Source organism: Cyclobacterium sp. SOCE241 (assembly GCF_056867545.1).
Window position 1 is genome coordinate 2,817,059 of record NZ_CP149779.1, and the last position, 19,632, is coordinate 2,836,690.

Sequence of the window (19,632 nt, forward strand, 5' to 3'; positions counted from 1 at the left end):
AAACCCATCCAATAGAATGAATGGGCTTTGTGTTAAAAATACATTTAAAGTCTTAATTCCGCTAGAACCGCATGGCAGCGTTAAAGGTGCAGACCACACTCTGTCTTTGGACTATTGTTCCATCTTCCACTTCTATCCTCTCCAGGAACTGTACAGTGCTTACACCCTATAGAATGGTAGCCAAAGGCTATCAAGGGATGGAAAGGTAGTTTATGTTTATTGATGTACTCATCTCTCTCCTCCTCGGTTACATCCAATAAAGGGTAAAATTTAAGAATCCCTCCTCGCTCTTCAAAGATATCCAGGGTAGCCCTGTGGTCACTTTGCCAACTCATTAGGCCTGAAACCCAAACAGAAAACCTTTGCTTGATTAACTCGAGCGGCTTCACTTTATTAATGGAGCAACACAATTCAGGGTCAGTCTTCCATGTTTGGTTTTTACTGGTAAAGGCATGATCTTCTTTTCCGGCACTCACAGATTCCACATTCAATCCATATAGTTCGGTTAATTTTTCCCGATACTCTAAAGTTTCAGGAAAATGATAGCCTGTATCAATAAAATAAATTTTTTGCGCTGAATTGCTTTTTGAAAATACACTTAACAACAAAGCGGAAGTAGCCGCAAAGGAACTTGTCAGCATCACTTCTCCGGGAGCAAAATCCTTATACAATTGCTTTACGCGTTCTTCTACTGTTAAATCCCTGTATTTTTCATTAAGGGCTTTAATCTCTTCCTTTGAATAAACTTTTTTTGATATAGCGGATTCCTGCATGCCAGGTGTTTTTTTATTATTCTACAAAACCTACCAATTTGGTATGGTATTAAATTTTCGTAAAAATAGTGATTAATATCTAAAAAACAATAACCTTACTTTTTTATACCAAAATGCACTAGGAGGCAATCTTTAAAGCAAAACTTTTTTACTTATCCAAACAAGAAAGGTTACCATCAAACCAACGAATGACATCAAGGCGAAAGACATTTTCAAATCTGTCCATTCAGCAATAAAACCAATTAATGGAGGCCCTAATAAGAAACCAAAAAAAGAAATGGTAGAAACCATAGCAATGGCCATACCGGTAGGCAAAGAAGTAGCATTTGCCGCAAGGCTAAAACACAGTGGAACAATGGCTGCCGTACCTAAACCAACCATCAAGAACCCTAAAATAACCACTCCAACCTGTGCAAATGCAATTGACAAAATCAGCCCCGTAAATATTAAAACACCTGACCCTTGCAAGACATTCATCATGCCAAATCGATGCGCCAATTTATCTGCAGCAAACCTACCTAATGCCATGGCCCCCATATAGGAAATATATCCTGTAGGCACCAAATAAGCCGGTGCTTGCACCACTTTGTTCATGTACACACCTGACCAGTCAAACATACACCCTTCGCACATCATCCCACAAAAACCAATCATTCCTAATTTTAGTAACGCTGGATCAGGTTTCTTCCACACCATCCCTTTTACGGAACTTGAATTGTCTTTTTCCTCCTGAACAAAGCCTTTCTTAAAAGAAAAAACCACTATAATCCCAAACAAAAATATAATTGTATAATGTTGAAAAGGTGATAAGGACAAATAAACCATAAGCCCACCAACTCCTGCTCCGGCAAAGCCGGCCAAGCTCCACAAGCCATGTAAAGAACCTAATATATTTCTCCCATAATCTTTCTCTAAATTTAATGCTTGTGTATTTAAAGAAATATTCATCATATTACCTAACATACCAAAGATGAAAACCATAATGGTTAGAAAGAAGGCATCCATAGAAATCCCAATACCTACCAATACAAATATGTATAGGGAAAGGCCAACCATTATCACCGATTTACTCCCAAATTTAATTACAGCCCAAGTCGCTAGAGGCAAAGCGAGTAATGAGCCTAGAGGAAGACCCAGCAAAACTGATCCTAACTGTCCTTCACTTAACCCAAATTTCTGTTGAAAATCAGGTATTCTAGAAGCCCATGATGAAAAACACAATCCCGTAAGGAAAAAGAAAGCACCGGCTGAAATTCTTCTTGTTTTTAATTGTACCATTGGATTTTAAATAATTCACAAAGGTAAGACAGAAAGCCTAGTAATAACAAAAGTCATTTTTAACTTTTTGTGAACAATTCTACAAACTAAAATGGCTACTTCAGAGTTAATGGTAAAACTAAATGACATTCTATTGAATTGCTGAGATTATTCCCACGACTTTCAATTGTTGTCTATTCCCAAATAAAAAGACATATTTAATATGGAATTCGTAATTGCAGGAACCACAATCGCACTTGCCATATTGTTAATAAGAATAATTATCAAAAAGTTTTCGATTGATGGCTATTGCTATTCATTACAACATACTTATAATTGTTAATAGAGATTAACCAATGAAATAACCAATCTTTTTGGGCATGAATAAAAACAAGGAAGTTGTTTCCATTACCTTTTTCCAATACCCCAAAAGAAATCGTTGGTGGGCATTTAATCAAATGCAGTTGGCCATATCCCCATTGGAGAGAGTACCAGGGAAGAAATTCTTTAAACTAATGGGTACCGGAGGAGGTTTTGGTTTTTCTCTCAAACCGGACTTTTCTACCTACGCTTTACTTATGGTATGGGAGGACATTGAGGCTGCCAAAAATTTTAATTTATCTGATGTATATCTTAGGTTCAACCAACAATGTATAAACAATTTCACCTACTGGATGCGGTGTATTCAAAGCCATGGAACTTGGTATGGTGAAAAGCCTTTTAATCCCAGCCAAGAAAAAGCCAAGGGTCCGATTATGGTAATCACCAGAGCCCGAGTAAAACTTCACAAAGTTTTACGATTTCTAAAATACGTCCCAAATACTAGCAAATCCGTAGAAAAAGCAAATGGATTAATTTTTACTAAAGGGATAGGAGAATGGCCCATTATCGAACAAGCAACTTTCAGTTATTGGAAGAGTCAAGAACAAATGGAAGACTATGCCTATGGCCTTGCACATAAAGAGGTAATCAAAAGAGTAAAAAAAGAAAATTGGTACAAGGAGGAACTTTTTGCTAGGTTTATCCCCATCGATATCAACGAAACCCCAGATTAGAAGCAATGAAAATCACCAAAACCAGATTGGCACCAACCCCTAGTGGTTACCTTCATTTGGGGAATGTACTTTCATTTCTTATTACTGTAAGCTTAGCCAAAAAGCATGGTGCAAAAATCCTACTTCGAATCGATGATTTGGATCACAAGCGCGTCAAAACCGAGTATATTCAAGATATTTTTGATACGCTAGACTTTTTGGAAATACCCTATGATGAAGGTCCTAAAAGCACAAAGGAGTTTCTTCAAGATTATTCTCAACGAAATCGTCTTTCAATTTACAAAGAATTTATTGACGAATTAAAAGAAAAAAATAAAGTTTTCGCCTGCGAATGTTCCAGAAAAACCCTTTTAAACAAACATCCCAAAAGGTGGTACACAGGCACTTGCCTTGATAGAAACTTACCTCTAGACAAAAAACAAACTGCACTTAGAATAATTACTGACTTAACGCATACGATTAATATCAACCTTTATAATGAAGTAAATAAACCTCATCACCTTACAGATGCTATGAATTTTTTTATAGTGCAAAAAAAAGATACCTACCCAAGTTATCAATTGGCATCTATGGCAGATGACATTTATTTTAACGTAGATTTTATTGTCAGAGGTATAGACCTGTGGCCTTCAACACTTGCACAAGTTTACCTTTCTAGCCAGTTGCCAATGCAGCAGACATTTAATCAGGCGGTTTTCTACCACCATCAATTGTATAAAGAAGAAGGAAAAAGCTATCCAAATCCAATGGAAGTTATGCTATTCGTCAAATGATTAAAGCCGGGACAAAAAAAGAAGAAATTTACAAGAGGATAGGCAATCACTTGCATTTACCCCAACTAACGACCAATTTAGAAGAATTCTCAAATCAATTCCTTCTTCAATTGGATCAATCATCAAAATCCGGTATTGTCAATAGTTCTCCTCCTCTTAAGGCAGACTGATGTGCCACAATGCCGGGAACAGTATATGCCATGGCTTCATATATATTGATTCTGGGCATACGGTCTTCCACAATGGATTGGATAAACTCATGGGTAAGAAAAGTATGAGAACCATCATGACCACTGTTGTGCCTCATTCTTTCAGGAAGCATATCCGTTTCCCACCATTTGGTAATTTCATAAGGTGCTACTTTATTTCTAGTATGTTCAAAACCGGCATCATCCTTTGCCATTTCCGATGCATTGGTAACCATTGTAGGCTCGTTGGAATGACCTGTAGGTAAATAAAAGCTCATCTTCTCACCTCTCCATTCACCACGCTCGGCATTTCTTAGGGCTCCCTTCCAGTTAACTTCTACCCTAAAAGGATGCCCTTGATTGGTTTGAAAGAAAGCCGTTTCATTCCAAAACGGGTTGTTATAGGGATTATTTTCCAACAAGCCCTCCCCATTTCCATAACCAAGGCAACTAACCTTTTTCAATCTTTCTCCCGTAACACTTACCAATAATGCTGTGCAATGGGTAGGATAATTCATTGGTGCCAAACCATGTCGCCAAGTAGGCTTTCCATCTTCAAACCATAGAACTTCCAATCCAGGGTGGTTGTATTCTGCCGCAGCACTAAAGATCTCCCCAAAACGGCCTTCTTCATAGAGTTTTCTAGCGGTAATGGTCCCTTGCATGTATACACTGGTTTCCGCCATCATAAAGTTTTTCCCTGTACTTAAAACAGCTTCCCTTATTTCTTGGCACTCCTCAATAGTCATCCCCAAAGGCACAGCACACATAACATGTTTCCCGGCCTTTAGACTAGCGAGGGTATGTTTGGCATGGTCAGGAGCAGGAGTTGCCAAAAAGACTGCATCTATTTTGGAGTCCTTTAAAAGTAAATCAAGAGAAGTGTATGACTTATCACAACCGTAAGTTTTCATTAAGTTATTTCTCCTATCCTCTCGGAGGTCACTGACAGCTTCTACAATGCAATTTGGGTGTTCATGAAATTGAAATGAGGCGCCAAACCTTCCTCCTACTATTCCTATCCTAACCTTTTTAGATGCTAAAAGATCGGTAGAAAATGAATACAATGGACTTAGGCCTACTAGGCCGGTAATAAGGCTGGATTTCTGGATAAACTGTCTTCTTTTCACGGTATCAAACGATAAATAAAATAAAATTAATAATTGGCCACTCTTATATTGGCACTGGTCATCAATTAAGTATTGAAACCTTAATAAATACTAAACTTTAAAAATAGCAAACTACGGATAAATCCAAACAACATATTGCATAAACGGCAAATAAAGGATAAAACTGTCAATAAAAAAATTTGTATATTAGGTGATATCCATCTAGAACCAAGACTTTAATTGATAGTGCTTATCACCCTGTTGATTTTTAAATTTATGTAAAAAAATTGAACCACTTACTTTACTTTGAATTAAAATAAAAATGGTAACAAAACTCCAATTCAATTATAGGCTAGAGATAATAGATTAAAGAAAGATGACCAAAAATTTTAATTCTTAGCATTAATCCTTCTAAATTGCTTTACAATAAACCAATTGAACCCATGAAAGAAACTAACCCAAGAAGAAGTGTGCTAAAAAAATGGCAGGAACGGGGCTTGCAGGTTTGCTTGTACCATCGATATCAAACAGGCTGGCCGCAGCTGAATCAAGCTTACCGGAAGGTTTAAAGGGCAATGTCAATCATTCTGTATGCAGATGGTGTTACAATGACATTGCATTTGAAGACCTTTGTAAAGCAGCAGTAGAAATCGGATTAAAATCTATTGAATTGGCCGGTCCTGAGGAGTGGCCAATACTATCAAAATATGGCCTGGACTGTGCAATGCCTTGGGGAGCAGGTTTGGGTATTGAAAAAGGATGGAACAATCCGGAACTACATGAAGAATTAATAGAAAGTTATAAAAAAGTCATACCTAAGGTGGCAAAGGCAGGATATAAACAAATTATCTGTTTTTCCGGCAACAGAAATGGTTTGGATGATGAAATGGGTATAAAAAATTGTGCGATGGGCTTAAAAAAGTGATGCCAATCGCAGAAAAACATGGTGTAACGATGTGTATGGAACTACTTAACAGCAAAGTAGACCATAAGGATTATCAGGCAGATCACACAGCCTGGGGAGTTGCCTTATGTAAAGAAGTGGGTAGTGATAAAATGAAATTACTGTATGACATCTACCATATGCAAATTATGGAAGGTGATGTAATAGCTACCATTAAAGCACATCACACCTATATTTCTCATTACCATACAGGCGGAGTTCCGGGTCGCAATGAAATTGATGAAAGTCAGGAGCTATATTACCCGGCAATTGTAAAAGCCATATTGGCCACAGGCTATTCAGGTTATATCGGCCAAGAATTTATCCCAAAAAGGCCTGATAAACTGGCTTCATTACAACAAGGAGTAGAAATCTGCGATGTTTAAATGTAATTTTCATGTTCAAGATAATGAACCTGTTATCAATCACATTAAGATATTTTCAAAAACCACCAATTAGTAAAAATTCCGATAGATGGATGTTTTTAAAAATTCAGGAGATTTAAAAATAGCACTTAATTTTAACCCATAATATCTAGCTAACCCTCTGATCACTGAGGATTAAAAATTAAAGACAAAAAAAGGCGTTGTTAAACAACGCCTTTTTTTGTCTTAAGAAATATGCCTCAGTTCATATTGATTTTATTGTCTGTAAATATATTTTTAGCAATGGAAGGTTTTCTTTTGGTTTGCTTCCTTTTTTCCGCGTATAATTTTCCCCTGATACAAGGGGAGCTTTCTTGCAATTATCTTTGACTTTTTGTAGTGTTTTCTTGTCCATCCATATTCCTAGAGATGTAGCAATTAATATGAGAACCGGAAGTAAGACATGATCATTTAAAGCATAGCCAAAAAACACAATTGATATAAAGGTCAACTTCACTACTACTAAAATCAATGAAACTTGGTCATGCTGTAATCCCATCCTTAGTAAAAAGTGATGAACGTGGCTTTTATCAGGCTTCAATGGTGATTTTCCATTTTTGGTTCTCTTAATAAATATTCTAACTGTATCATAAATCGGGATGATCAAGAAAGCTAAGCCGGCTGAAAAAGGGGCATTTAATTTCAGCCCTTCCCAAGGAGCCATGAGACCTGTTTTGTCAACAAATAAAATTACCAATACGGTAAGGCAAAACCCAACACTTAAGGATCCGGTATCGCCCATAAAGATTTTAGCTGGATGCCAATTAAACACCAGAAAAGCCAATATCCCTCCCACTAATGTAAAAGAGATCAGACTATATGAGATCATTCCGGCAGTATAAAACCAAAATCCTAGAATACTTAAAGTCACTAAACTTAAAGAACCGGCTAATCCGTCTGCACCATCAATTAAATTAAAAGAATTGGTCAGTGCTAAAATTGCGAAAAAAGTCACACCAACACTTACAAGATATGGGATTTCATATATCCCCATAAAACCATACAAACCGGAGATACGAATATCTGCCATCACGATTACGAAAAAGGCAGGTATTGATTGTCCTATTAGCTTTTGAACAGCTGTTAACTCAATTAGATCATCTCTTAATCCAACCGAAAACATAATCGCTAATGCAACTAAAAAATACCGGGTTTCAACAATCTGATCAAAACTTAACCATGCAAACAAACCGACGAAAGTAGCAAAAACAATAGCAATTCCACCCATCGACGGGATCTTGCCTGCATGAATTCTCCTTCCGCCAGGCGACTCAGTAAAATTGATTTTCTTAAGAATCAAAATCAGTACAGGAGTCATTAAAAAACCAAAGAAAAATGAAGTTACTGTTGCCAGAAAAATGTTCATAGTAAAAGGATTTTGACAAAAATACACATAAGCATCTTACAATATTATAATTACTCTATAAAATTTCATAAAAAAATTATTTAACCTCACCCTTTATACTAGATGCTATACCATTCTATAAATTGAGTTTTATCATTATTTAACTGTGTATGTGGCATATAACCTAATTCTTTCGCTATTATTCTCTTATCTGAACAGCTTAAGGGAAAGTTTCTAGGTTGCAAAGGAAGTAAAATTAAATTGGATTTCATTTCAAGACAATTCTAAATAACATATAAGGTTAAAAAGAATAAAACTTGAGGGAACAATAATAAGTAAAACTATTAGGACCTTAAGGTTTAATATTTTCACAGATACCAAATCTCCAAATTTAATTTTTCAGGTTCATTTGAAACTTATTATAAACACGTTACAAGCCTGCCCTCAATAAACCTTCCGGTAACCCTATCATGATAATAGCCTCTACTGGTTTTTCCCTCAATTTCAGCTATAGTAAACAGAAATAGTGCCATATATTCTCCTTCTGGAGACTCACTTACAAGGAAAACACATAAACAGCTGGTATACAACCAAATAACAATTGCACAAGAATGGATTATTATTGTGCTTGAAAAATCAGAAGCACCAGCTACTCAAAAATTTATATTCAGGTTGATGAAAAGAACGTTAAGAAAATAAACATAACAAAAGTAAACTTAAGTTAAAAACCTTAAATTATTTGTATAAAGGGTCCTAAAATTATCCCATCTACTTCTGTATTTGACTCGGAATGAACAAACAAATTTATCAGCAAACGCCAATACCTTATAATACAATATTTTTTAAAAATATTATATACACCTTCTTTAGCATATAAATTCAATTTGGAAAAAATGTAATTTTGAAAAGACAAATTTAAGAACTGATCTGTAACTCATATAAATTGGACCAATTCTGAATCCTAGTTTGATTTATTTTAAAGAATATAACATAAACCATTGACATTATTTCCCCTACAATTTTCTATACTTTTACCTTACATACTTCATCCAAGTCCATCCCTATAAATCAAAAGCCCTTGTGAGAAAAGTCTACAGTAAGATTATTATCTGTTTGTACCTATTAGATACACCAAATGGATTTTACCGTGAAAAGAAAGCATGTTTTTTCCTTTCGGGAAAAATTCGTTGGTAGATGGATCACTTTGCCATTGGTAATTTGTGCCATTCACCAATTGAAATTGAGAGCCTAGTAAAAAGTCATTCCATTTCCTATTTGCCAGAATCCCAACAGTAAAATCCACCCAAGGGAGCATCTCACTATCCTGACCAAAAGCCCTGTAATAAAAGTCTTGGTGATTGGCTATTCGTTCTACCATTATCCCCAGTTTGTTGAATCCTCCAACAACTGCCACTTCAAAAGTTTGGCCATTACTACCCGTACCAATGCCTGAGCCCAGTGCTTTCCCCTATTTGTAAAGCCCCTTACTTGATAATGCGTAGACCAAGAAGTTCTTCCACCAAGACCTTCATATCGAATGTATCTATTAACAGATTCCTGCTGATGAACAATTTCACTTCGAATTTGAAGATAGGTGTTTTTCTTGCCAAGGGAGATTAATTTTTGAAAACCCATTAAATAGGCTCGGGAATGTTCTGGGTTCAGTATGGCATCCCTCCAAGTCAAGGCATGGTCTCTCCTGCCATACTCTCCATATATTTCAAATTTTGCCTTTTTGCTTAAGAATTTAAAAAACAGAGTTGCTTGTTGGTCTCGAGCCTCACTATCAAAGGCCACAGAGTTTCCATCTTGAAAAATTCCTTTTTTTGAAAGGCATCAAAGATTGGGAAATAATCTCGAAACTGGTCCCCTTGCTTGGCGCTATACTGCTGAAATGTTCGAATAAAACCTAAATATAAACCTGGAACCCATTTAGGCTGATAACTTATATTGATGGCGTTTAGGTACCTCCAATCATCGTCTAGTGGGAGGAAATACAATTCATTAAGCGTGTCATCTTGCGAGGCAGGCATTCCCGAACTCTCCAATCTCCCTACGATCAATTGTCCTTCAAAATGTCCCATAAAGGTTTTTAGGGGCCGATGAGAGTTTAAGGTAAGGTGAGGAAAACTTTCTGCATTACCGGAGAATGTCAAGGAACTCCATTGCCCCGGCCCCCACCATAAAGTACGGGTGGAAATCCCTGTTTCAAAACCCCCAAACCTTGCAGTTAGGCTGGATTGGCCCCACCATAACCTGCTGGAATTCCCATTTGCAAGTAATTCCGGCCGGTCATTTCTATTCCAATAATGAAATCTATCATTTAAAACTTGACGGGAAAAATCACTCCCAAACCCTTGATAATTTTTATTTTGGGCAAAGACAAATTCTGGTTGTAACTGAAGATATAAGAAACCTAGTCTTCCGTACCCCCCGCGCTAATGTATTGTTCATATCCCCTTCCATTGTGCATGCCAAACCCGCCATACCCATAAGGTCTCTTGCTATTATATAGCATGGTTGATTGTACCGGGAATACTGTATAACTAATCTTATTTTCTTCCTTATTTGGAGATAAGAAAAGAGATTGAACAGAAAGATTAGGCCTTAAACCATCTTGATTAAGTGAATCTAATTCATCTGAAAATAGTAATTTTCTTCTGCCATACTCTTCTACTATAGGTGTTCCTGGGGCCAAGTTTTGGGAAAAAGACTTGTTTATCCCAAAAAATAAAAGCAGAATAATCAGCCAGTTTTTCAATTGGTATTTCTTTGTCATGTAATTAATGCTGATTTTACTTGTTTTCAAGATCTTCCAAACAAAAAGATATTATTTCTCGAGTCTTATCAAAATCATGTTTTTCAAAAACCCTCATGTCAGATTTAGAAGCACTTAGTATTCCTTCAGGTAATTCAGAAAAATCATTTATAGAAATGGCATAACCATTGGTTGCCATAAATTCTGCAATGTCTAATTGATGGTTATCAACTCTCTCGGTATTTGGAACAATTATTATCTTCTTTTTTAACTCCAATAATTTATAAATAGTACCTGCTCCTGCATGGCAAATGACCAAATCAGAGGCTATGTAATAGGTATTGATTTCAGAGTTAAATCTAAAAAAGGGAAGTTTACCGGCTTGTATTTTCCATCGGCAATTTGGAAAGTAATTTCGTGACCCAGCCCAATACATTCTTCATCCAAATACTTAATTAAAGAGTCAAACCTAGTTGTCCCGACAGTAACCAAAATTTTCATAGTAATCCTGAGTAAATGGCTTTAGGGTAAAACTTAAATAAAGACCTGTTTTGAATATAGAATTTGTCGGCAATTCTGTACATCACTTTTCCAGCGTAGGACTGGGTTTCAAAGCGTGACCAAGTTTCAATAAAAACAATTTTCGTTTTCTTTAATTTAAATAAAATAGAAAAAGGAATTGCCAAACCCGGCCCGGTTGAAATCACTGAGAGAACTTTGTAATTCTTATTGATCTTAGAAAAACAAGAAATAAAATTATAATACTTCCTTGGAATACTAAAGAGATTCATAAACGAAAAATACTTGTTTCTAAACGGCGGCTGTTCGAAGGTCTCAATAATACTCGGATGAATGATTGATGCTTCACTTTCGGAAATCCCTATAAAGCTAACGTTCCCGAACTCCTTGTTAATCCCAGTTAACAACTTCTCCATTTGGGCTTTATGCCCTCCTGATCCGTAAATCAAAAGTATAACCTTAGGTTTCATTATTTACCAAGTAATTTATAAAAGAACCTGTTTTTATAGTATTTTATTGCCAAGGGATCTTCAATTCTATCTATATTATTTTTAGCTGATTCCTTATAACCATTGATATATTGCCTTGCATCATCCTTTTTCCCTAACAAGTACATTCTTGCAGCTCCGGCTAGAACATATAAATAGGGGACATGCCGCATATAGGCAGACTTACCATAGTACTCAAACCCAAATTTCGCACCACGTTGCCTTAGACTAACTTCTAGTTCAGGAAAAGATTGTACTTTCCATCCTAGCATAATCGCTCTGGCTGCAGATACAGAGTCCTGTGAAATGGAGATTGAATAATCAGTTTGATCTAAACAAGCCCTTCGCCAAACCCTAAAACCGCTTGGGGCAAAGCTTTTGTTTACATAGCTCGTAATGATTTCATTACCATAATCCTCTTGTTGCTTAGAAGCCGAAGCTATTCCTAGTTTAGGGTTATTCTCAAATTTTTAAGTAGCACCTCGTAATAGACATTTTCAGGAAATACATCACTATCAAGGATTCCTACATACTCATATTTAAAGTCCTTCTCAAGGGATAAGATCTTATTTAATCCAAACTTTATGATTCGACTGTATTTTGGCCCCAAGGCATAAGACTGATCCACATCCTCATAATTGACCAGCTGAATCCTGGTATTTTTAAAAGCAGCTCCGTGTTTCTTTATTTCCTCCTCAAATACTTCAACGGTATTGTCTGTACTTCCATCATTAATAAATATCCATAAATCCGGCCTTTTAGTTTGTTCAGCCATACTTCCCACTAACTTGGGGATATTTTTGGCCTCATTTTTTGCCGGAGTTACAATAGCAAGTTTTCCTGTCATTTTATACGAACGCTTTTGATTTTATTTGCTTTTCTTCTTTATGCATGATAGCTATTATTGTCAAAAATAGCCACCACAGGGTGCTCAAGACTACAATATTACCAACAATCATTCCTAAATAAATCGCTGCCAATGCAACATATAGGGCGTAGTAATAGGAGGAACTTTGTTCAATGGCATTTTTTCTTAATTTAAAGAGACCATAGTACATCCCATATAAAAAAAGAACAAAACCAAACAACCCAAATTCCAACAATATACGCAAATAATCATTGTGAGGCTCCCTTATACTACTTTCTAAAAAGTAAGGACTGATTAAAGAGGCGTACTCTAACCCCATTCCGGTATATAATCCATCTTTTTCAACAAGCTCATCGTACATAAGCTTCCATGTAACTATTCTCCAGACAAGAGAACTACCTCCTCCGGCTTTATTTTCAGCTAGTCTTTCCGAGATGGCAGTTACATCAGTCAATTCCTTTACTCTATTTTGCATCAATAGACCTGCCCCTGCAATGAAAATCGGAAAAATAAGGATGGCGATTACCTTTTGCCATTTTCTGGCATAATGAGATAAAAAAAGAAAGAGGACCAATAATAAACTTATAACTCCTCCCATTCCTCCAAGAAAAGCCGACAGGAGGAAGACAAAAAATGCCGGAAGGTACCTCTTATAAACGATCAGTAAAATAGAGAAATAGGGTACTAGAAAATAACTAAAGTGATTTGAATTTATAAATGTTCCACTTGGCCTTGGCATACCCATAAATAGAAACTGAAAGAATGCCAAAGCACTCTCAATTAAAACTATGATTGTATACAACAAGAAAATTTGTTTAAAAGAAACTTTACTGTAATATACCAATATAAACATGGCAAAATAGGAGAAATAGCGAATCACACCTCTTATAGTATACAAAGGCTCACCATGAATCACAGCCGCGTTTATAAAAGCATATCCTATTAATAAAAAAAATATGGAAGAAAAAAACAATAGGTATTTGGGCAACCTTAACTTAAAAACTAATAATAATAAAAAACAACCAAGCAAAGCAAGACCAATAACTGCCCCAAATCCCGCTCTATCTACAAGAACTCTCAAAAAGAGCAGTATCATTATCAAAACAGAAAAAAAATCCCATTGCTGGAATTCTTTTAGGTTAATACTATTTGGTATTTTAAACTTCAATTGAAATTAGTTAATCATATTTAGCTTTACTTGCCAACCGATACAATTGCTTTGTAATAGCAGTAGGTAGAATAGACCAAAATGTGATAGCAAATCCCTTTTTGGTAAGGTACTTCCATTTCACTTTACCCCACAAAGGCTCGGTTTTTTCCCAACTCTTAATGTTTGCAACCATCTACTCACAACCCTTGCGTTTAGAAATTGGAATAGAAGCCGTATTATTTGTTTATCTTCAGTAATGGAGGCCAACTGTTTAACGGTAGTCGCTTCACAGCCAACTTCAAATCCTTCTACTTTGGTCACCATATTGACAGAATCTCTGTGATAAACAACAGTTAATCTTGGAGACCAGATAGCTAATTTGCCATAAAAAATTGCTCTTAACCAAGTATCTACGTCACCTCCCCTTTTACACCTTCCTTCCGGAAAACCTCCTATTTCTAAAAGTAGATCCTTCCGAAAACCAACCGCTCCCGTCCAAAATGGTGGAGCACCATAAATACTATTTTTTAAAAAAGCCTTGAGTTCAATTTCGTGTATTCCTTTAGCCTGGTGCTTTTTGTGATAACTATTAGGAAAGCTTCTTTCTTCCTTATTGTCTTCGAAATTATCCTTCCAAGAGTTGGAAACAATTTTTGCATTCGGCTGATAATTGATTAACTCAAAAAAGTAACTAAATGATTGTCTAACCATTCATCATCAGCATCTAAGAAGACTACCCAATTGTATTTGGCCTTAGCAATACCTAGATTTCTTGCAGCATATCCCCCGGACCCGGTTCATTTCTTTGGAAAACCTTTATTCTTTTATCCGAATAAGATCTCGCCTTCTCTAAGCTTCCATCAGTAGAACCATCATCCACTAGCAATAGCTCCCATTCTTCAAATTTTTGTTTCAAGACCGAAGTAATCGAACGGTCTAAATGAGGATATTTATTGTATACGGGAATTATTACACTAAACATTTGTAAAATGTATCGTTAGCATTCTCATTACCAAAAGTCCAAAAAAGAACAGTATTCCGATAATCCCACCCAATATCAAAAAACTAAGCTTAATAATATAACCTTTGGCTCACTGGCTGAGGTAGGTAATTGAGGTTTTTGAAAAACAGTCATGACAGGAGTAGCATTTTGAACCTTGATCCTTGATTGTTCCATCTGTTGGGCTAATGAGTTATAAAGGCTAAACTCAAGATTGAAATCCGCCTGAAGCCTATCTTCTTCAGTTTTCAACAACTGGGAGTTTATCCCTCGATTACTGTCCCTAAAATTTGCCAATTTCATTTGAGTTTGTTCTACTCTGCTTTTAGCTTCATTGGTACGTTCCTTAATAAACTCAAAGTTCTTGACTTCTTTATCCAGTATTATATTGGTTAGGTACTCTTTAAGGAATCTACTTAAAACCTCATTGAACTGTGCACTGGCCAATGGTTCCGGCATTTTTGTTTGAATTACCAATAGCCGGTCTTCTTTCTCTACTTCAATTCGTGTTCTAAGTTGAGCTATCGTTTTCCTTTCTTTGGTATCAAATGCCAAAATAGTTTCTTCTCCTTGTTTTTCTTCTATATTAAAATCAATACCTTTTGCGGTAGTATTGGATAATAGCATAGATTTTACTTTACTTGGTAACTTAGCCAAGTGATAATATAAATTGTGTTTTTCATACTCATTCACAAATTCCAATAAAGTAATGCTATCTTGAGCCTCCTCAAAATATACTTTTTCATACATTAGGCGTTTTAAAAAGTCACTTTCTAGCACGAGCTCAGGAATCAATTCTGGAGGTAAGGCTTCAGTGTTTTGGTTTCCTATTCCTAAGTTACCCAAACCAGAAATAGAGGCTAAACCTCCTAAAGCTTTGGAGTTGATTCCATTTGACTGCTCCATTAATAATTTGGAGGTAGTTGTATATTCATCAGATGAGGTGAAAATATAAACCAAGCCCAATGTAAACACCGTCATGGCAACGATCATGATCCACTTCTTAAAAGCTATGATTTCATTGATCAAGTCTTTAATAAGGATTTCTTCTGCACGAAGAGATTTCTTAATAAATTGATCCAAGTGGGAAATGTTTTTTTCATTAATTGCAATTTTAAATGTTTTTGTTTCTAATACTCGCCCACTGCAGTTTAATTAAGTGCATGACACCTACTGATTCCACATACCAGCGAATTATTAGCACTTGGAAATAATCCTTTGTAGATTCAAATTCTATGTGATTTATCCTATTAATTGGTGGCATTAATCGCTTTAAAAGAGTGAGTAACTTCTTTCCGAATTTTAATCTTGTAAATGTTTCTCTGTAATAACCTGAAATTGTCCGCTTTTTCTTAAAGGCTATCTCAGACAAAGACGTACGTGAAGGGTGATTTATAACAGCCATTTCGGCAAAAGAAATCTTTTCTCCAAACTCACTTAAACGAAGGTTCCAATAAAAATCTCCTCCTGACATCAACTTTTCATCAAAAGCACCAAATTGTTCAAAAAGATGCTTTTTTGCAAAAAAATTACCTGTTACTGACTTTTTAAAGACCTTGACATTACGTTCTTGCTGAAAGGCCAAATATTTTTCGTAAACAAATGCAAAATAACTTCCGTTTTCAGGACGAAACAATTTTATCTTTCCTCCAACCCTTGAAACCTTGGAATTTTTCATTTCCTTTAACCCCTCTTTAATCCAATTTGGGTCTGGAATACAATCCGAATCTGTAAAGGCATATATATCTCCATTTGCTATCTTCATGCCTGCATTTCTAGCAGCGTAAGATCCGGGGTTTTTTTCCTCAATTATTTTACATCCACTCGCTTCTACAAAGTCGGGTTTCGGATCATAAGGATCATTATTGACTACTATAATTTCAAACTTACTTGAAGGAAAGTTCTGTTTTTTAGTCCAAGTAAACAAAGATTTAACCTTTCCCAATCTCTATAGGTAGGGATAATTACTGAAACATCTATTAATGATTCTCCACTATTATCTGATTCTTTGACTTTCACTCTAAGTATTCAATTCTAGACATTAATTGTCCCTCTTATCGCTAGTTTTTATGTGATTTATAAGGAAGGTTTGATTAGCCAATCTTTATAATCAATGGTTTAAGATTTTATAGCTTAAATAGAAATAATACTTTAAATAGTATTTTTTATAAATCTAAAGCTTAAAATTAATCAAGACATTTTAATTGGATATTCGATCTATCAAAATCCCTAAAGTTGCAAGGCTAGATGCAATTCCTATCCATGCTTGAACAGACATTGGTTCACGCTTTGGCTTTTGTGGAACGATGATCTCTGCTCCCGGTTCTATTTTAGGGAAAAAGTTAAAAAACAAAAACTTATTCGTCCGATGAACATCTCCATTGGCATAAACGACATATGCCCTGGATTTTCTAGCCTGTTCTGTAAAACCTCCGGCTCTAGATATATAATTTCTAAATCCACGGGACATGTCATACCTAGCTGTTGTTGGATAAAGTACTTCTCCCCTCATTCTTACAGTTTGCAGTTCTTTTGGAATACTAATCACATCCCCCTCTTGCAATATCAAGTCATATTTGGAACCAGGCTGAGAAAGAATTTTCATCAGATCAATACCAATAAGTTCCTTGTCTCTGGTGGCTACCTCCATCACCGTACTGTCTTCCTCACCTAGAAATTGATACTTGTCTTCGGAAATACTATCAGACTGCTTTAATTCCTCATTGGTTTTTCTCTCTTCATGCAAAAGCAAAGCCATCCTGTCATCAATCCTTTCTAATAGTTTACCTTCCGCTTCCGCATTTTCAATTTCATCTTCACGGATGATGTTCCTATGTAATGATTCCAATTGTTCAAGTTTAATATTTTCCTCTGTCTTCGTTTTAAAAAACTCCGTTCTCCGAATTAAGGTCGCTCCTTTAGGATAGGCATAATTATTAAGCCCCCCAGCCCTCTTTAACACATCTGAAATCCTTTCATCTCTCTTTTCAAGGGTAAAACCTCCAGGATAAAAAACTTCCCCTTCAACATAAACAATTTTTTCTTCTTGAAAACCCGGGCTTTTTCTAACAAAAACATGGTCAAAGGGTTCTAAAATTATTTCTCTTTCAGCCTCTGTGATTTTTAAATCTTCATCAATGGAGACCGTAAAGATTTTTGCAATCTCCCCCAACTTCACCTTTCACTCTCCTTGCTATTTCAATATTAGCGCTAGATGCTGACTCTTTAAAACCACTGGCCTTTGTAATCAAGTCCCCAACGGTCATGTTTTTTGCATATTGGAAGACTCCTGTTCTATTTACCTCCCCTGAAATCTGCACATAATACTCTTCTTTCAGGTCATACTTACTTGGAATACTTAATATATCTTCACGCATAAGTGGTACATCTACAGCATTCCCGGAAATAATAGCCCCCAAGTCAAGGGTTAACACTTCCATTGTAAAATCAGGATTGGTTCTGTATAAAGTAGCCCTTTCTGAAAAAGCATCACCACGAAGACCACCGGCAAGCTCAATAAGCGACTGAACAGTCATCTCATCAGAAATTGCAAATTCTCCCGGTCTAAAAACAGCACCTGAAACTTGAACCCGATTGTCATACCTTTCAAGGATACTACCAACTACAAATAAATCCCCATCCTTTATAGAAAAGGAATCAAAATCTTTATTGAAAATATTATCTACTCTCAAATTTTGGTCTGTAGTTCTTTTGACTGTTACAAGCTCTTTGTAGGCCTCACTTTTAAATCCTCCTGCAAATGCCAATAAATCATGGATATTTTCATCTCCCTTAACTTCAAATAGCCCCGGTCTACGAACAGGGCCTTCCAATTCGACTCTTGTCTGGATGGGAGGAACGATCACTACATCATTGTCTTGTAAGACAATATTCCCCTTCTGATTACCATTCACCAAGAAATCATAGACATCCACTTGTCCAACTGATTTGCTATCTCTATAAACCTGAATATTTCTAAACGACCCTATTTCATTTGGTCCGCCAGCCAAATAAAGAGCATTAAAAACATTGGCAAAGGAGGGCAAAGTATAAGTTCCCGGCTTATTTAATTCTCCAGCCATGGTCACTTGAATGCTTCTTATATTTCCAACCCTCAATTGTAAAAATGTATTTGGATTTGGTCCTTTCAGTCCTGAATAAATCTGTCCCAAGGCATTTTTCACCCTTAACCTAGCACTTTCCACACTTGCACCACCAATATTTATTGGACCAATATTCGGAATTAAGATTTTTCCCTCAGGAGAAACTGTCATGTCAAAGGCCGCCTGCGAAGCACCATAGACATCTACTAGCACTTGATCGCCTGTCCCGAGAATATAATTTTCCGGAGTAGGGATATTTAAATTAGGATTGAAATTTAATTCTTGATTGTGAAACAAAGTATAGCCAAAAATCTTTTTTGTTGAGGACTAAGATCATAATAAGGATCAGACTGCCTAAGGCTATCAAAAACATTTTGTTGCATTTCTGCGTCCACAACCTCTCTCTGATTATTTCTTCCAGTACTTTTTCCTGCAGTGACTTCACTATTTCCGGATTTCAAGGATTCTATTCTTTGTCGCAGTTTAGCAACTTCAGATGCAGGCATACCTCTCTCTAGCCATAGCCTCCAATTGCATTTCATTCATACCGGAAGATTCTGCGCGTTTTATTAATTGTTCAATCTGTGCATCGGACAACTCATCTACTTTAAGGTTTTGTATATCCTGAATAGATTGGCTATAACCTATTGAAACAATAAAAAGCAGAATTATTATCGATGAAAATCTAAAGTAATGGATGAATTTACTGATCATTTTAAGGATTCTTTAATTTAAAAGGAAGTATAAAAACTGATGATTTTTGGAGATTTTGCTAACAAAAACCTACAGCTTCGCCACCTCAGTTACATTTAGTAATAGAGCATTCCATCTATGAAATGGCCCAATTGTACAAAAAATTGGCCCTATTCCAATTACAC

Annotated in this window: 19 protein-coding genes and 3 pseudogenes; 3 read left to right on the forward strand and 19 right to left on the reverse strand. The window is 36.1% G+C overall.

Going from position 1 to position 19,632, the window contains the following annotated elements:
• Positions 1-80: 80 nt before the first annotated feature.
• Entirely contained in the window at positions 81-773 is a 693-nt protein-coding gene (locus WG932_RS14045) for a phosphoadenylyl-sulfate reductase (protein WP_014018749.1), read from the reverse strand.
• Positions 774-905: 132 nt separating this feature from the next.
• The gene (locus WG932_RS14050) at positions 906-2,051 is read right to left on the reverse strand and encodes an MFS transporter (protein ID WP_483088366.1); all 1,146 of its coding nucleotides are present in this window, start codon (positions 2,049-2,051) and stop codon (positions 906-908) included.
• Positions 2,052-2,410: 359 nt separating this feature from the next.
• Between WG932_RS14050 and WG932_RS14055 the strand changes: the two genes are divergently transcribed.
• On the forward strand, positions 2,411-3,085 hold the full coding sequence (locus WG932_RS14055) for a spheroidene monooxygenase (protein ID WP_483088367.1): 675 nt from the start codon (positions 2,411-2,413) through the stop codon (positions 3,083-3,085).
• Between the two features lie 5 nt (positions 3,086-3,090).
• Complete coding sequence (locus WG932_RS14060) at positions 3,091-3,858, forward strand: glutamate--tRNA ligase family protein (RefSeq protein WP_483088368.1); 768 nt, start codon at positions 3,091-3,093, stop codon at positions 3,856-3,858.
• A gap of 115 nt (positions 3,859-3,973) precedes the next feature.
• Here the strand turns inward: WG932_RS14060 and WG932_RS14065 are convergent, their stop codons facing one another.
• Positions 3,974-5,176, reverse strand: coding sequence for a Gfo/Idh/MocA family protein (locus WG932_RS14065; protein ID WP_483088369.1), 1,203 nt, complete (start codon positions 5,174-5,176; stop codon positions 3,974-3,976).
• Between the two features lie 460 nt (positions 5,177-5,636).
• On the opposite strand from WG932_RS14065, the pseudogene WG932_RS14070 reads away from it, so the two are divergent.
• Positions 5,637-6,484, forward strand: a pseudogene (locus WG932_RS14070) (hydroxypyruvate isomerase family protein).
• Between the two features lie 244 nt (positions 6,485-6,728).
• On the opposite strand, the gene WG932_RS14075 reads toward WG932_RS14070, so the two are convergent.
• From WG932_RS14075 to WG932_RS14150, 16 genes and pseudogenes are all read right to left on the reverse strand, one after another.
• Positions 6,729-7,889 (reverse strand): glycosyltransferase family 4 protein, encoded by a 1,161-nt coding sequence (locus WG932_RS14075; RefSeq protein WP_483088370.1) that lies wholly within the window; start codon positions 7,887-7,889, stop codon positions 6,729-6,731.
• A gap of 1,084 nt (positions 7,890-8,973) precedes the next feature.
• On the reverse strand, positions 8,974-9,246 hold the full coding sequence (locus WG932_RS14080) for a hypothetical protein (RefSeq protein ID WP_483088371.1): 273 nt from the start codon (positions 9,244-9,246) through the stop codon (positions 8,974-8,976).
• Positions 9,246-9,665 carry a hypothetical protein gene (locus WG932_RS14085; protein ID WP_483088372.1) on the reverse strand — a complete coding sequence of 140 codons (420 nt, stop codon included), beginning with the start codon at positions 9,663-9,665 and terminating at the stop codon, positions 9,246-9,248. The genes WG932_RS14080 and WG932_RS14085 overlap by 1 nt, the downstream gene beginning before the upstream one ends.
• A pseudogene (locus WG932_RS14090) lies at positions 9,608-10,075 on the reverse strand (capsule assembly Wzi family protein); the annotation flags it as partial. The gene WG932_RS14085 and the pseudogene WG932_RS14090, both read right to left, overlap by 58 nt.
• Positions 10,076-10,284: 209 nt before the next feature.
• Entirely contained in the window at positions 10,285-10,647 is a 363-nt protein-coding gene (locus WG932_RS14095) for a hypothetical protein (RefSeq protein ID WP_483088373.1), read from the reverse strand.
• A gap of 16 nt (positions 10,648-10,663) precedes the next feature.
• Entirely contained in the window at positions 10,664-11,062 is a 399-nt protein-coding gene (gene pssE / locus WG932_RS14100) for a PssE/Cps14G family polysaccharide biosynthesis glycosyltransferase (RefSeq protein ID WP_483088374.1), read from the reverse strand.
• Between the two features lie 61 nt (positions 11,063-11,123).
• Positions 11,124-11,615, reverse strand: a complete 492-nt coding sequence (gene pssD / locus WG932_RS14105) for a PssD/Cps14F family polysaccharide biosynthesis glycosyltransferase (protein ID WP_149392696.1) — start codon at positions 11,613-11,615, stop codon at positions 11,124-11,126.
• Entirely contained in the window at positions 11,615-11,905 is a 291-nt protein-coding gene (locus WG932_RS14110; RefSeq protein ID WP_483088375.1) for a hypothetical protein, read from the reverse strand. The genes pssD and WG932_RS14110 overlap by 1 nt, the downstream gene beginning before the upstream one ends.
• A 173-nt stretch (positions 11,906-12,078) precedes the next feature.
• Positions 12,079-12,480, reverse strand: a complete 402-nt coding sequence (locus WG932_RS14115) for a glycosyltransferase family 2 protein (protein WP_483088376.1) — start codon at positions 12,478-12,480, stop codon at positions 12,079-12,081.
• Position 12,481: 1 nt separating this feature from the next.
• The gene (locus WG932_RS14120; RefSeq protein WP_483088377.1) at positions 12,482-13,669 is read right to left on the reverse strand and encodes an O-antigen ligase family protein; all 1,188 of its coding nucleotides are present in this window, start codon (positions 13,667-13,669) and stop codon (positions 12,482-12,484) included.
• Positions 13,670-13,789: 120 nt separating this feature from the next.
• Positions 13,790-14,362, reverse strand: coding sequence for a hypothetical protein (locus WG932_RS14125; RefSeq protein ID WP_483088378.1), 573 nt, complete (start codon positions 14,360-14,362; stop codon positions 13,790-13,792).
• Positions 14,326-14,412, reverse strand: a complete 87-nt coding sequence (locus WG932_RS14130; protein ID WP_483088646.1) for a hypothetical protein — start codon at positions 14,410-14,412, stop codon at positions 14,326-14,328. Before WG932_RS14130 ends, WG932_RS14125 begins: the two co-directional genes overlap by 37 nt.
• A 2-nt stretch (positions 14,413-14,414) precedes the next feature.
• On the reverse strand, positions 14,415-14,633 hold the full coding sequence (locus WG932_RS14135; RefSeq protein WP_483088379.1) for a glycosyltransferase family 2 protein: 219 nt from the start codon (positions 14,631-14,633) through the stop codon (positions 14,415-14,417).
• A 75-nt stretch (positions 14,634-14,708) separates the two neighbouring features.
• Positions 14,709-15,734, reverse strand: a complete 1,026-nt coding sequence (locus WG932_RS14140) for a Wzz/FepE/Etk N-terminal domain-containing protein (RefSeq protein WP_483088380.1) — start codon at positions 15,732-15,734, stop codon at positions 14,709-14,711.
• 31 nt (positions 15,735-15,765) lie between these two features.
• Positions 15,766-16,596: a glycosyltransferase family 2 protein gene (locus WG932_RS14145; RefSeq protein ID WP_483088381.1), complete on the reverse strand. Its 831-nt coding sequence runs from the start codon at positions 16,594-16,596 to the stop codon at positions 15,766-15,768.
• Between the two features lie 255 nt (positions 16,597-16,851).
• A pseudogene (locus WG932_RS14150) lies at positions 16,852-19,468 on the reverse strand (SLBB domain-containing protein).
• Between the last annotated feature and the right edge of the window lie 164 nt (positions 19,469-19,632).